The sequence below is a fragment of the Nonomuraea sp. NPDC059007 genome, from assembly GCF_042740555.1.
Lineage (GTDB): Bacteria > Actinomycetota > Actinomycetes > Streptosporangiales > Streptosporangiaceae > Nonomuraea.
In genome coordinates this window covers 1-13715 of the sequence record NZ_JBHYJD010000063.1, presented here as the reverse complement: position 1 = coordinate 13715, position 13715 = coordinate 1, and the positions used below count along the sequence as shown (strand labels likewise).

At 67.1% G+C, this 13715-nt stretch carries 11 protein-coding genes; 7 read left to right on the top strand and 4 right to left on the bottom strand.

The window, feature by feature from the left end; all coding sequences use genetic code 11:
- Positions 1–3: 3 nt before the first annotated feature.
- Positions 4–1545 (bottom strand): FAD-dependent monooxygenase, encoded by a 1542-nt coding sequence (locus ACFWY5_RS51215; RefSeq protein WP_379639419.1) that lies wholly within the window; start codon positions 1543–1545, stop codon positions 4–6.
- A gap of 158 nt (positions 1546–1703) precedes the next feature.
- Here ACFWY5_RS51215 and ACFWY5_RS51210 point away from each other — a divergent pair, with 158 nt between their 5' ends.
- Both ACFWY5_RS51210 and ACFWY5_RS51205 read left to right on the top strand, forming a co-directional pair.
- Complete coding sequence (locus tag ACFWY5_RS51210; RefSeq protein WP_379639368.1) at positions 1704–2735, top strand: LLM class flavin-dependent oxidoreductase; 1032 nt, start codon at positions 1704–1706, stop codon at positions 2733–2735.
- A complete protein-coding gene (locus tag ACFWY5_RS51205) occupies positions 2732–3274 on the top strand; it encodes a hypothetical protein (protein WP_379639367.1) in 543 nt (180 codons plus the stop codon). The genes ACFWY5_RS51210 and ACFWY5_RS51205 overlap by 4 nt, the downstream gene beginning before the upstream one ends.
- Here the strand turns inward: ACFWY5_RS51205 and ACFWY5_RS51200 are convergent.
- Positions 3230–4081 (bottom strand): hypothetical protein, encoded by an 852-nt coding sequence (locus ACFWY5_RS51200; RefSeq protein ID WP_379639366.1) that lies wholly within the window; start codon positions 4079–4081, stop codon positions 3230–3232. The genes ACFWY5_RS51205 and ACFWY5_RS51200 overlap by 45 nt on opposite strands.
- 408 nt (positions 4082–4489) lie before the next feature.
- Here ACFWY5_RS51200 and ACFWY5_RS51195 point away from each other — a divergent pair, with 408 nt between their 5' ends.
- The 4 genes from ACFWY5_RS51195 to ACFWY5_RS51180 all read left to right on the top strand — a co-directional run bounded on the left by ACFWY5_RS51195 (position 4490) and on the right by ACFWY5_RS51180 (position 10080).
- Positions 4490–6463 (top strand): KedN5 family methylcobalamin-dependent radical SAM C-methyltransferase, encoded by a 1974-nt coding sequence (locus tag ACFWY5_RS51195; RefSeq protein ID WP_379639365.1) that lies wholly within the window; start codon positions 4490–4492, stop codon positions 6461–6463.
- A 142-nt stretch (positions 6464–6605) separates the two neighbouring features.
- Positions 6606–7808: a cytochrome P450 gene (locus ACFWY5_RS51190; protein WP_379639364.1), complete on the top strand. Its 1203-nt coding sequence runs from the start codon at positions 6606–6608 to the stop codon at positions 7806–7808.
- Between the two features lie 165 nt (positions 7809–7973).
- Positions 7974–9233, top strand: coding sequence for a nucleotide disphospho-sugar-binding domain-containing protein (locus tag ACFWY5_RS51185; protein ID WP_379639363.1), 1260 nt, complete (start codon positions 7974–7976; stop codon positions 9231–9233).
- A 334-nt stretch (positions 9234–9567) separates the two neighbouring features.
- Positions 9568–10080: an EF-hand domain-containing protein gene (locus tag ACFWY5_RS51180; protein ID WP_379639361.1), complete on the top strand. Its 513-nt coding sequence runs from the start codon at positions 9568–9570 to the stop codon at positions 10078–10080.
- A 459-nt stretch (positions 10081–10539) separates the two neighbouring features.
- On the opposite strand, the gene ACFWY5_RS51175 is transcribed toward ACFWY5_RS51180, so the two are convergent.
- Positions 10540–11832 (bottom strand): hemolysin family protein, encoded by a 1293-nt coding sequence (locus tag ACFWY5_RS51175; RefSeq protein ID WP_379639360.1) that lies wholly within the window; start codon positions 11830–11832, stop codon positions 10540–10542.
- Between the two features lie 313 nt (positions 11833–12145).
- On the opposite strand from ACFWY5_RS51175, the gene ACFWY5_RS51170 reads away from it, so the two are divergent.
- Entirely contained in the window at positions 12146–13135 is a 990-nt protein-coding gene (locus ACFWY5_RS51170; protein ID WP_379639359.1) for a sporulation protein, read from the top strand.
- A gap of 73 nt (positions 13136–13208) precedes the next feature.
- Here the strand turns inward: ACFWY5_RS51170 and ACFWY5_RS51165 are convergent.
- A partial coding sequence (locus ACFWY5_RS51165) for a CBS domain-containing protein (RefSeq protein WP_379639358.1) occupies positions 13209–13715 on the bottom strand: 507 nt, incomplete at its 5' end.

Sequence of the window (13715 nt, the reverse complement as noted above, 5' to 3'; positions counted from 1 at the left end):
TCTTCAGCCGGCGTCTTTGCCGAGCAGCCGCCGAAGGATCCCTTCCAGAGCTCCATCCGCGTCTTCGGGCATGGAGGCGCACCGCCAGGCTACGAACCCGTCGGGACGGACCAGGACCGCCCCTTGCGGGCCGACCTGATAGGACGAGGTCCACGACACCCCGGACACCCGCTGAACCTCGATCTTCACCTCCAGGCGCTTGGCGACGTCCTGGGCGATCTCCGTCCAGGACTCGCCTTGGTCGCCGGTGAGGAGGACGATCCGGGAGCCGAGCAGGTCGACGGTGGAACCACCGTCACCAAGGGGCACGTGCGGCGCCCGGAGACCGGACACCTGTTCATCGGCGATGATCGCTGCGGAATCGTAGCGATAGCCCATCACGACCCGGGAATACTCCGCGCCGTCGTCGGAACTGGGACCCTTGCGACGGCTGGACTCGGCCATGGCACGCTCGACAGTGAGCTGCGCCACCGGCCGGCGTTCTTGGTCGTAGGTGCCAAGCAGTGACGGACCCGCGCTGCCGTCGAGCACAGCGGCGAGCTTCCACGCGAGGTTGTGCGCGTCCTGTACACCCGTGCTGGCGCCCAGCGCGCCACTCGGTGGCATCGCGTGCGCGGCGTCCCCGGCCAGGAAGACCCTGCCGACGGACATCTGCTCGACCACCTGCGCGGCTACCTCGAAGCCCAGGACCTTCGTGCCGTCGACCAGCTGAGGCTCCAGCTCCAGATCGAGATGGGGAACGCCGATCGCCTCACGCACCGTCTCCCGGCAGCGTTCGTCGTCGAAGTCCTCGATCCGCTCACCGTCCTGCGGGCTGTACGGGGTGTAGAAGACCCAGCGGGAATCATCCAGCGGGGTTATGAACGTGCCTGGCCGGGGCCGGTCCAGGTAGCACAGCCCCACGTCGCGCCCGCGCAATGGCCCGCCCAGGTCCGCCTTGAAGACGAAGCTGGCGCTGCTCCCGAGCGTGCCGGGACCGTTCAGCCCAACCGTGAGCGCTTCGCGGACCGGGCTGCGGTGGCCGTCGGCGGCGATCAGGTAGCGCGACCGAATCCGGTACTCGCCCTGCGGGCCACGGCAAAGCGCTGTGACGCCGTCCTGGTCCTGCTCGAACGAGACGAGCTCGGTGGAGTACCTCAGATCCGCGCCCAATTCCTCGGCACGCGCGCGGATGACCTCTTCGAGCTTGTCCTGGTCGATCGAGCACCACGTGCACGGCGTGAGGTTTTCGGGCAGCGCCGGCATGAGATCGGTCATGGGGGCCAGCAGCTTCTCCGGGCCTGCCACTGTCTCGGCGGCCAGAAGCAGCTTCGTTGTCATGTCCGAGGTCAGGGAGCGAGCGGCGAAAATACGTTCCTCCAGCCCGGCCTGCCGGTAGATCTCGACCGTACGCGGGTTGATGGCACGGCAGCGAGGATGCCGCAGGGTGCTCGGATGCTTGTCGACCAGGAGCGCGCACACCCCGTGGTGGGCCAGGAAGAGCGCGGCGGACAGGCCGACCACGGCTCCGCCGACGATCAGAACGGGGGTGTCCTCGTCGTACACCGTCACTGTCGAACCCCTTTCCGTGAAGGCCTGGGCATATCGGCCGTCAACGTATGCGCCCGGACTGGAGGGGCTCTGGATGACCGATGCCCACCTCGTTCAGCGGTTCTCCAGCGGTACTGGCGTGCGCTTCGAAAGCCGCCCCGCAGCCTGCGTACATGAGACTCGGCATCAATCTCGGTCCGGCGGGCGCCGCCGATCTCGCCCGGCGTGCCGAAGAACTCGGCTATGAACTGGCGCTGGTGCCCGAGGGCTTCAACTCCGACGCCGCCAGCGTGCTGGGGAATCTTGCCGCGCGAACCACGACGATCAAGCTCGCGTCCGGTGTCTTCCAGATCGCCGCTCGAACGCCGGTGATGACCGCCATGACGACGGCGACGCTGGACCGCCTTTCCAACGGACGCTTCCACCTGGGGCTAGGCGTGTCGAACGCCTACGTAACCGAGGGCTGGCACGGCCTGCCGTACGACCGGCCGCTGAGGAGAACCCGGGAGTACGTCGAGATCGTCCGAGCCGCGCTGAGCCGGGAGCAGGTCACCTATCGCGGTGAGCATTTCAGGCTGCCGCTGCGGCCGGTACGCGGCGAGCCGTTCCGTCTGCTCGTGCCGGGACTCTCCAAGTCCATCCCGATCTACCTGGCGGCGGTGGGGTCGCGCAATCTCGAACTCGCGGGCGAGATCGCCGACGGGTGGATCGGCGTCTTCTGCACGCCCGACGCGATCGCGAAGGCGCTCACGCACGTGCACGCTGGCCGGCGCCGGGCGAGCCGCGAGTCGGGCCGGTTCGAGGTCATCCCGTCGGTGCCGCTGTCGGTACACCACGATCCGCGTGAGGCGGCCCGGCCGATCGCCGCTCACGTGGCCCGGTTCGTCAGCCTTGGCGAGCGGGAGGTGAACGTCTACTTCTCGCTCTTGGAGCGCATGGGGTACGGCGAGGCGGCCGAGAAGATCCAGGACCGGTACCGAACAGGGGATCACGAGGGCGCCGCGTCCGCTGTCCCGCTGGAGTTCGTCGACGAGACCTCGCTGCTGGGGAGCCCCGGGCGCGTCGCCGAGCGGATGCGGGCGTTCGCCCGCGCGGGTACCACCGTCCTGGCCGTCTCCGCGTTCGCCCGCACACTCGGCGACCAACTGAAAGCGCTGCAGATCGCTGCGGAGCAGCTCGACCGGATGAGGAAGGGGGACTCATGAACGCGATCTCGACGGCGCTGCGCCCGGAGGAACTGCGGCCCCGGGTCACACAACTGGCGGGGGACCTGTTGCACCTGGTGAGCGTCGCGCCGAGACCGGTGGACCTGGTGTCCTGCTTCGCGCTTCCGTTACCGGTGCACACGGCCTTCGCGGTGCTCGGCGTGCCGCCGGAGGACGCCGACCGGCTCTATGCCCTGGCCGTCACCGGCCGCACCGCGGAGGCCGCGGGACTGGTCCCGACTCAGGGGGACGTGGCGATCACCCTGGTCACCGCCACGTCCCGCATTGCCACGGCGCTGGCCGGCGTCCTGTTCTCCCTGGTACGCCAGCCGGAGCGCTGGCCGGAGCTCGGCGCGGACCCCGCGGCGATAGTCTCGCTGGCCGAGTCCTTCTCGGAGCCGCTGGTCCGCCTGCACGTCGAGGTGGCATTGGAGACCCTGTCGAAGGGGCTGCCAGGTGCGCCCCGGCTTGCCGTACCCGCGGAGTGGCTGGGCTCAGCCGACGGGCGTCCTCCGGCGCGCCTGCCGGTCCTCTGGTGACCGCAGCCGCGCGGCCTCGCCCCATCTGTTGCGTCCCCACGGCTTGTAGACCGAGAGCACGGTGGCGATGGTGATGCACACGACGCCGAAGCCGAAGCCGCCGATCATCATCCCGCTGGCGGCACCAACGTCCACGGTGCCGCCTCCTGCCTTGACGACCGCCCCGGCAGCTTCGGCGGCGGAGACCACGGCGTTGTGGATGAAGGAGAACGCGGCGAAGAGGACGGCCAGGGCGAGGATTAGCTTCGTCACAACCCAGTGATACTGGAAGAGCGCCCATTTCGTGGTCAGGCTGACTCCGATCCCTGAGATGATCGTCCCGATGCTGGCCCAGGGCAGGATCGTGGTGTCGAAGAGCTTGAGAAGGTCGTAGACGACCATCGCGACGGCGGCGTCGTTGGTATTGGCGCCGATCAGCGCGAGCGTCAGCATGACCAGGCCGATCCCCAGCCAGCTTCCTGAGATGGCATCATGCGTGACCAGCAGAGCCTTGCGCGACGGGGGTTTCACCTGCCCGGTCAGGAGCGCGAGTATGGCGACCGCGATCATCGCCGCGAGCATGCCGAGGATGTCGCCGATCACGAAGGCCTGGATGACGGCGACGCAGGTGAGGACCCATCCGATCGCGATGGTGATCGGGCGCGACAGGCTGAACCACCGGGTTTGCGCCGCCAGGAGGATGAGGCACAGCAGGCCCGTAAGGACCCACATCGGGTCCTTCCACTGAGGGAAGGTTGGCGGGAAGATCGGCGGCGCGGCGAAGGCGGCGGCGCTGAATCCCGCGTAGAAGATGAGCAGGCCCCGCACCTGACGGGATCGTTTCCCCGTCACACGGGAGGGGGTGTTTCCTTTCCGTGCTGTCAAGTCGCTCATTTCTGCACTTTCCCGAGGTTGTCAATGCCATCGTCTACCCTCGCTTGTTGTCCTCACGCCTCATATCGGGGATGTCCCGGAGATTGCCCGGAGAAATGACCCGGGGAGGTTGTTAATGGAGGCACCGTAAAGCCGCTCTATGTCATGTTTTTTCCTCAAATTGTCCGGAAAGTAGATTGTTGGCGGGCTTCTAAAGGGGTGCCGATCCCGTCTCAACGTGGAGTGGAAGCCGGGTCGAGCCCGATCGACGACCGTCGTCGCGTAATCGAGCGACGTCCCACCGGAACTCAAGGCACACCCCACACGCTCCCCGAACACGGCCTTCATGGAGAGGGGGCGGCGATGGCGCGCGACGACAAGTGTCTGGTGCACCTCGTGCAACAGGGCATCTGGGACATGCCTCTGGAGTCGATGCCGCTGGCGTCCGGCTACATCAAGGCGACCGCGCTGGCCGATGAACGCGTGCGCCGCGCGGCGCAGGTCGACATCCACAACTTCCGCGGCGGCACTGGACTGTCCGCCATGGCCAACCGGCTCTTCGAGGGGCTGATCCCGGATGTCATGGGATTCTCTGTCCTGGGCTGGAACTATCGGGCCTTCGGCGCACTCGCTGAGACGTTCAAGCAGCTCAACCCCGATGGGTGGGTGGTCTTCGGGGGGACGCACGTCGCCGAGCAGAGCGAACGTGCCTTCCGCCTGTACCCGGAGGTCGACGTGGTCGTCAACGGGGAAGGGGAGTTCACCTTTCGTGACATCCTCCACGCCCACCTCGACGGCTTCTCACGTCATGATCTCGGACACATCCCCGGCCTGTCCTTCCGGGGAAACGACGGGATCGTCCACACCACCCCCGCCCGGCCCCGCATCGAGAACCTGGACGAGATTCCCTCGCCCTTCCTCACCGGGGCCATCGAGATGCTCGATGACCAGGGCAACTTCCGCTATGACGTGGCCCTGATGGAAACCAATCGTGGGTGCCCGTACAAGTGCGCCTTCTGCTATTGGGGCGGCGCGGTCGGGCAGAAGGTCCGCGCCTTCTCCAGGGACCGGTTGCGGGCCGAACTAGAGTTCTTCGGCAAGCTCCAGGTACACACGATCGTGCTGTGCGATGCGAACTTCGGACTGCTTCCCGGTGACGTCGACTTCGTCGACGACCTCATCGAGGTGCGTGAGCAGTACGGGTTCCCCCGCGCGCTGGAGACCTCGTGGGCCAAGAACAAGTCAAAGACCTTCTACAGCATCGTCAGGAAGATGAAGCAGGTCGGGATGCGCAGCTCGTTCACCCTGGCCCTGCAGACACTGGACGGCGAGACCCTGGGATTGATGAATCGCCGGAACATGAAGGTAAACGAGTGGGAAGACCTCTCCGAGTGGCTCACGAAGGAGGGCCTCGACTGCTACGCGGAGCTCATCTGGGGAGCGCCCGGAGAAACGGTCCAGTCGTTCATGGACGGCTACGACAAGCTGGCCAGGCGAGTGTCAAGGATCGCCTGCTACCCCATGCTGCTGCTTCCCAACACGGACTACACCGACAAACGGGCCGACTACGGGATCATCTCCGTCCGCGGCGACACCGACGACTTCGAGTACGTCCTCAGCAACAACACCGTCACCCTGCTGGAGAACCAGCAGATGCAACGCTTTCTGTTCTGGGCCCGTGTGGTGGCGGAAATGGCGGTCCTGCGCTTCACCTGGGCCGGTCTCCGCGAACTCGCCGGTGTCACGCAATCCCAGGCGCTACGCAACCTCGGAGTCTGGATCGAGCGCACCGCCGACCCCGCGGCCGAGCCGCTCCGCACCGCGATGCAAAGCGCCATCGCCGGTACCGGTGACCTGGTCGGCGCGATCACCCACTTCTACGCCGAGCCCGAGTCCAAGCGCATGCTGGGACGCTGGTGGCGGGAGTCCGTCCGGCCCTTACTCGACGAGCCGGTCACGCCCGTGCTGGACGAGGTCTTCGGCTTCGACCTGCTGACCCAGCCCGTCTGCCTCGGACCGGACGGCGCGCTGCCCGACGACCTGCCGGTGGTGGAGGTACGGGGCGAGGAGTACTACGTGAGGGAGGGCGTGTACCTCGCGTACGACGTCCCGGAGATCATCGCCCGGCTCCGCGCCGGCGAGCAGCCGGAGCTGGAGCCGAAGGGCATGCTCCTCGACCTCTACTACCGGACCGGGTCCGACAGCGCGGTGCGCTCCACGAACCACGAGACCATCATGCACTTCATGGGCATGACCAAGCAGCAGGTCATGGCCAACGCCGCCGCCGATCGCGAGCCCGCATCCTCGTGGGGCACTGAAAAGGGCGGATGCTCCTGACCGTCGGTTTTCCCTTTTTCGATGGTTGTCTGATCATTCTCCCTAGAATCTAGAGGTTGACCAGAATTTCGCGATGTATCACCGATCGGATGGTTGAAGGGTATCCATCGGTTTAGTCCGCCAATGCGGCAAGGAGCGTGCCATGTCGGATCAGCGAACGGAGCTCTACTTCCCCTTCTCCACGCCCTCGGAGGGACTCGGGCTGCCCGCTGAATTCAGCCACCTGAGGCAGGAGGAGCCGGTGGCTCAGGTGACTCTGCCCACCGGCGACAAGGCGTGGCTGGTCACGCGATACGACGACGTGCGCGCCGTGCTTGGGGATCCGCGGTTCAGCCGGGCGGCGGCCGAGACGCCGGACGCGCCGCGCATGGGCAACACCACCCCTGGCGCCGACACGATCCTGGGCATGGATCCTCCCGGGCACACCCGGCTGCGCAGGCTGGTGTCCAAGGCCTTCACGGTCCGTCAAGTGGAGCGCCTGCGTCCGCGGGTCCACGAGATCGTCGAAGACCTTCTTACCCGGCTGCTCGACGCCGGACCTCCGGCCGATCTGATCTCGGGATTCACGCTGCAGCTCCCGATCAGCGTCATCTTCGAGCTTCTCGGCGTGCCACGTGAGGACGGCGACATGGTTCACGGATGGACCGACGTCATGTTCAGCCTGACCGCGCATAGCAGGGACGAAGTGGCCTTGGCGCGAAGCGAGCTGGTCGCCTACATGGCCGCGCTCATCGCGCGAAAGCGCCGCCAGCCGGACGACGACCTGCTCAGCGCCCTCGTAGCGGCGAGGGACGAGGCGGACAAGCTCTCGGAAGAAGAACTCCTGAGCCTCGGTTGCATCCTCATAGCAGTGGGTCATGAGAGTACGGCGGGATCGCTGGCCAGCGCGATCCTCGTTCTCCTGTGTCACCCGAACGGGATCGGCTTCCTCAGCACGCGGCCCGACGCGATCACGCCGGCCGTCGAGGAACTGCTCCGCTTCAACCCTTTCGGCCTCACCGGCAGCCAGCTGCGTGTCGCGGTAGGGGACACGACCCTCGCGGGCGTCACCATTCGCAAGGGAGAGGCCGTCATCGCGGCGATCCCTGCCGCCAACCACGATCCCGCGACGTTCGACCAGCCTCACCACGTGGTCCTCACGCGTGCGGCCAATCCGCACATGGCCTTCGGCTACGGCGCCCATCATTGTCTCGGCGCACCCCTCGCTCGTGTGGAACTCCAGGTTGCTCTCGGCTCCCTGGCCCGGCGGCTTCCCCGTCTCGAGCTGGCCGTTCCGTGGAAGGAGCTCGCCTGGAAGACCGGACCGGCTGCGCGTCGCCTGGTGCAGCTGCCCGTCACATGGTGACTGCGCAGACGTATCAGCCAAGATGCAACTGAAGCTATCAACCCAAAGTCAAGGCTCGCTTGATAGATCGACCACCGATCCTCGAAGAGCCGGGGAGCAACTGGAATCCCTTCCGGGCAACGAGGAGTTCCCATGGCGTGTTTCCTGCTCAGCACGATGCCCTCAATGGGGCACCTTCGTCCGCTGCTGCCGGTCGCGGCCAGGCTCGTCGACCGTGGGCACGAGGTCTGGTGGCACACGAGCAAAGAGCGCAAGGATCTGGTGGAGGCGTCGGGTGCGCGCTTCACACCGTTCGTCCACACCCCGACCCTGGAGGAACTACCGCCCGAGCCGCCCGGTGGCGAGCGCTGGCTGGCCGCGGTCAACGGCCAGCTACGGCGCTTCCTGGTGGATCGGGCCATGGGCCAGGTCCGGGACTACCAGGCAATTCTCGACACGTGCCCGGCGGACGTGCTGGTCGTGGACGCGTGCAGCCTCGGCGCCCTGCTCATGCACGAACTGGGCGGTCCGGTCTGGGCGAACGGCACCGGCCACACCCCGCTCAGCATGGTCTGTCCGGACGACCCTCCCTGGGGCGCGGGCCGACCGCCGGCCACGACGACGATCGGACGGCTACGTGACCGCTCCCTGAACGGGTTCGCCAAGCACCTCCTGCTCCGCCCCCTGACGGCGGCTTTCAACCAGGTCCGTTCCCAGCTCGGGCTACGGCCGCTACCTCGCGGCAAGACGGTGCTCGACCTTCCCATCTCGCCCTACCTGCAGCTGGCCAGGACCACGCACGCCTTCGAATACCCGCGACGGTCGCTACCACCGCAGATTCACCTGATCGGTCCTCTGGTACCGCCCCCGCCCAAAGACTTCACGCCGCCGTTGTGGTGGCCCGAGCTGTCGGCGACGGACCGGGTGGTGCACGTCAGCCAAGGCACGATCACCACCGATACCGAGCAACTCGTCGAGCCGGCGATCCACGCCCTCGGGGGTACCGACGTCCTGCTCGTCGTGACCACGCCCGACCCCTCACTGCTCGGGCCCCTGCCAGACAACGTCCGCGTGGCGCGATGGCTGCCGCACGAGGTGCTGCTGCCCGAAGTGGATGTCTTCGTGACCAACGCCGGCTTCGGCGCCGTGTCCACCGCGCTGGCCTACGGTGTGCCGATGGTGGCCTCCGGCCGTACCCAGGACAAGCCGGAGGTATGTGCCCGGATCGCCTGGGCGAAGGTGGGCATCGTCCTGGACACCGTACCGCCGGACCCTGCGCAGCTCCGGAGCGCGGTGACGTCGGTGCTCGCCGATCCGGTCTACCGGACGAACGCCGCCCGGGTACAGGCCGACTTCGCCCGCCATGACAGCCCCGCCCTCGCGGTAGGCCTGCTTGAACGGCTGGCCATCACCAAGTCGCCTGTAGTGCGTACGCGTGACGCTTGAGACGGGCGCGGGGGCCGGGGGCTCGCCTGCCTGCCGGGCGGGCGACGGCAGATTGAGATCCGGCCTGCCCCAGATCTGGTGCTGAGGAGAACCTCGGGTCGCACGTTCGGCGAGCAGAGAATGGCGGTTGCCGGTTCGGCGTGTGCTTGCCGATGAGTGTTGCGATGTTCCTCTCGCCATGCGCCCGGGTTGCACCCCTCCTTGACCACCCTGAAAGGCCTCAAGCACGGGCTCATCTCCGCAAGTAGGCCCTGTTCCTGAGTAGGGGCGTTGCTTTACCCCGCGGCGGGCAGGCCCGGTAGCGCAACATCCAAGCAGCTCAGAAAGGCCCGTCATGGACAAGGAATTCTTCCAGCGCAAGGTACAGTCACGACTCGCCAGCTTCGACCACGACAAAGACGGTGTGATCACCCGCGCCGACGTCGACATGGTGACCGGCCGTGCGCTGGGCGCCTTTGGGGTGGCGGCGACCTCAGCTCAGGGCAAGGCCCTCAGCGACGCGGCTGGCACGTTCTGGAGCCAGGTGGCCGCAGACGCCGACGGCGACCGCGACGGCGAGATCCGTCAGGAAGAGTTCTTCGAGGCCGTCGCCTGCTTCCAGCGGGCGGCCCAGCCCTGGATACGGGCGCTCGTCTCCGCCGCCGACAGGGACGGCGACGGCAAGCTCACTGCCCAGGAGTACCGGACCGTCCTGCAGGCGCTCGGAGCCGACAAGCAGGCGCTCCGCCAGCTCGACCAGAGACCGGCTGCCCCGATCCCTGTCGAGGCGGCGCAGATCACCGCGCTGGAGTTCTTCGCCGACCATAAGCCCTACAGTCCCGCGACTTGGTCATTCGGCAAATTCTGAGCAGCGCCCGTCCGCGCTGAAAGTCGGTACTTGCGGCCCCGGCCTGCGATTCGGGCCGTGGCCGTCGTTGACCCCGGGCGACAGCACTCATGGCGGTCAGCCCGCGACAACCACCGACGTCACTCACACTCGATGTTGAGACGTGCGCGCGGTGAGCCTGGGGGAGGATCGTGGCGCGTCGCGTGCTCGTCACAGGGCAAAAAGCATACGGCCGCTCTCGACTATCTGGATTTGTCGAGGGCGGCCGTGGATATCTAGCGGTTGAAGGCGACGGCGCGTCGTGGTGGCCGGGGCTTCGCTCAGGCGTTCTTGCTGCTCTCAGCGTCAGCCGCGAGCACCTGCATCTGATCGTGGTGGACAGCCTCGGCGACGAGGTTGCAGCACCTGGTCGAACTGAAAGCCGAGCCAGCCGCTGTCTTGCTCCAGGTGAACCTGATCCTGAAGGAGCAACAGGAGGGGTTACGGGGTCAGGCCGGGTACCGACAGGTGGGGGCCTGCGCTGATGCGGACTTCTGTGATTGCGTGGCGGTCCATGGCGGTGATCTCCAGGTGCCAGCCTTCCAGCATCACCGATGCGCCCGGCGCCTCGGGGACGCGACCGAGCTCTGCCAGGAGGAGGCCGGCAACGGTCGTGAAGTCGCCGTCGGCACGTCGCTCCAAGTGGACGTTGAGATCGGAGAGGTCGTGCAGGGGGAAGCTGCCCGGTAGCAGCATGGTGCCATCGGGCTCGTGGCGGACGTCTTGGATGTCTTGGTCGGTCTCGTCGTAGATCTCGCCCACGATCTCTTCAAGGAGGTCTTCCAGGGTGACGATGCCGTCGGCGACACCGTGCTCGTCGATGACGAGGGCGAACTGCTCGCGTTCGGTCTTGAATCGGCGCAGTGCGTCGGAGACGCGAAGGCTGTCGGGTAGCAGCAGGGCGGGGCGTGCCACGTCGGCGGCGGTGGTGTTGTCGGCGAGGAGGTCGCGGTGGTTGACGATGCCCACGGTGTCGTCCAGCGTGTTGTTTCTGATCACCGGAGCGCGGGAGTGGCCGGAGGTCGCCAGCAGGCGGCTGGCCTCACGGGCTGGGGTGTCGGCTTTGAGGGTGAAGACTTCGCGGCGGGGGAGTATCACCTCCCGGAGCACGCGTTCGGTGATCTCGACCGCGCCGGAGATGATCATCCGCTGTTCCGGTGTGAAGCCCTGGTGGTTGGTGACGAGGTCGCGGATCTCTTCGGGGCCCATCTCCTCGCGGTGGAGGTCGGGGTCGGCGCCCGCAAGGCGGACGACCATATCGGTTGACTTGCCGAGTGCCCAGACCGCGGGCCGGGAGATAGTGGCGAGGATGCTGAGGGGGCGGGCTACGAGCAGGGCCCAGGTCTCGGCTCGTTGCATCGCGACTCGTTTGGGCGCCAGCTCCCCCAGGACGAGGGTCAGGAAGGTCAGCACCAGGGTGACCAGCACGATCGAGACTGGTCCCGCGGCGCCGCCCAGGAAGCCGAGCAGCGGCACCAGCGGTTCGGCCAGAGCGACCGCGGCGGTGGCCGAGGCGAGGAATCCGGCCAGAGTGATGCCGATCTGGATCGTGGCCAGGAACTGGTTGGGGTTGCGTGCCAGCCGCGCGAGGAGGCGTCCGCCGTTGCTCTGCTGCTCCAGCCGGCGTAGCTGGCCTTCGCGAAGAGAAATGAGGGCGAGCTCGCTACCGGCGAAGGCGGCGTTGAGCACGATCAGGACGAGGACGAGGCCGAGTTGCCACCAATAGCCGTCCACGGAGTGGGTCTTCTTGAGGAGAACGAGACGAGCGGGTTGCGGCAGCGTGAGACAGCGCGTGGCGATGGCCGCCCGTGCGGGGACGGCAGTCGAAGCAGTAGATGGCCGGGCTCGGGCCCGGCTTGGTACTGCAGGCCTCCATGAGGCTCGCGGCTCCAGTTCTCCAACGCATGAATCGCTCAGGTTCAGGGCGACAACGGATGAAACGCCGCCGGAGTTCCCGCGCCGTGTCACCTGAGCGGAACCGGGGTCTGTCGGCGATCGTTTGACGGGCGGTACGACATCCCCGTCACACGATCCGAGAGAGGAAACCGTGGTCTTCAAACGCATGCTCGGCGCCTTCGGCATCGGCGGCCCTACCGTGGATACGGTCCTGGCTACGCCCAGGGTGCAGCCGGGTGGGCTGCTGACCGGTGAGGTACGGCTCAAGGGCGGCGACTTTGACGCCGAGATCGAGCACATCACCCTGGGCTTGGTCGCCAGGGTCGAGCTCGAGCACAGTGAGGGAGAGGGCGAGGGGCTGGGTGAGTTCTTCCGCACTTCGGTGTCCGGGCCCTTCACCCTGCGGCAGGGAGAAGAGCGGGCGCTCGGCTTTCAGGTGAGCCTGCCGTGGGAGCTACCGATCAGCGAGATCGCCGGACAACGGCTGACCGGTATGGCGGTCGGTGTGCGGACTGAGCTGGCCATTGCCAAGGCAGTGGACAAGGGCGACCTCGACCCGGTGTCAGTCGAGCCGCTGCCGTCGCAGGCGCGGATTCTGCAGGCTCTCGTGCAGCTCGGTTTCCACTTCCGGTCGGCGGATCTGGAGGTCGGTCACCTGCACGGCGTGCAGCAGGAGCTGCCGTTCTATCAGGAGATCGAGTTCTATCCGCCGGGACAGCACGCGGGCGTGGTCAGCGAGATCGAGCTGACGTTCGTGGCCGACCCGGGCGGTCTGGAGGTGATTCTCGAGGCCGACAAGCGCAGCGGCCGGTTCGGCGGTGGGGATGCCGTCGGGCGGTTCACCGTCACGCACGAGCAGGCCCTGCACACCGACTGGGCCAGCGAGATCGACCGCTGGATGAACAGCCTGTCTCAATACGGGCACCAGGGCTACCATCACGGCGAACACGGTCACGGCGGGTATGAGCATGGTGGCTACAGCCACGGCCATGGCGATCAGCACCAACATCACCGGGAAGGGCCGGGCATGGGCGCCGTGGTCGCGGCGGGTGCCGCGGGCGTGGTCGGTGGCTTCGTCGCCGCCGAGATCGTCGATGAGGTCTTCGATGACGACGAAGGCGGAGGCGACGAGGACTGGTGAGAACCGGCGTGATGAGGTAGGGATCTGAGGCGGGGTCTCCGCGCATAGAGGGAGGGCGGAGACCCCGCACCGGCTACGCCTGCACCAGAAGTTTCGCGAGCAGGTCATCCAGGGTCACCAGCCCGCGCAAGGCGCCGTTGCTGTTTCTGACCAGGGCGATCTGGCTGTGTGCGGTACGCATCGCCGTAACCGCCTCGGAGATCACCGTGTCTGGCGAGACGGTGGGCACGGGATGAGCCAGGCGACGTGCGGTGGTGGCGGCGCCCCGCGACCTGGCGAGGTAGGCGTCGCGAACGTGCAGGACGCCGCGCGGATTCTCCTCATCCCAGACGAGCAGGCGGGTGTGGCCGGTATGAGCCGACACGTCAATCACGTCCTGTGGGCTGGCGTCAGCGGGGACGCCCACGATGTCGTCGGTCTCGACGACGAGCGCTTCGATGGATGCGGTGGGCGCATCTAGGGCACGGGTGAGAACGCCGTGGTCATCATCCTCGATGAGACCCAGCCGCCGCGACTCGCTCACCAGGTGCTGGAGCTGCGCGGGAGTACGCGGACTGGCGCCCCCTTCACGTGGCCGCAC

Coding starts and splice junctions, on each gene's coding strand:
- ACFWY5_RS51210 (WP_379639368.1), top strand. CDS start 1,704: ATGAGACTCGGCATCAATCTCGGTCCGGCGGGCGCCGCCGATCTCGCC.
- ACFWY5_RS51205 (WP_379639367.1), top strand. CDS start 2,732: ATGAACGCGATCTCGACGGCGCTGCGCCCGGAGGAACTGCGGCCCCGG.
- ACFWY5_RS51195 (WP_379639365.1), top strand. CDS start 4,490: ATGGCGCGCGACGACAAGTGTCTGGTGCACCTCGTGCAACAGGGCATC.
- ACFWY5_RS51190 (WP_379639364.1), top strand. CDS start 6,606: ATGTCGGATCAGCGAACGGAGCTCTACTTCCCCTTCTCCACGCCCTCG.
- ACFWY5_RS51185 (WP_379639363.1), top strand. CDS start 7,974: ATGGGGCACCTTCGTCCGCTGCTGCCGGTCGCGGCCAGGCTCGTCGAC.
- ACFWY5_RS51180 (WP_379639361.1), top strand. CDS start 9,568: ATGGACAAGGAATTCTTCCAGCGCAAGGTACAGTCACGACTCGCCAGC.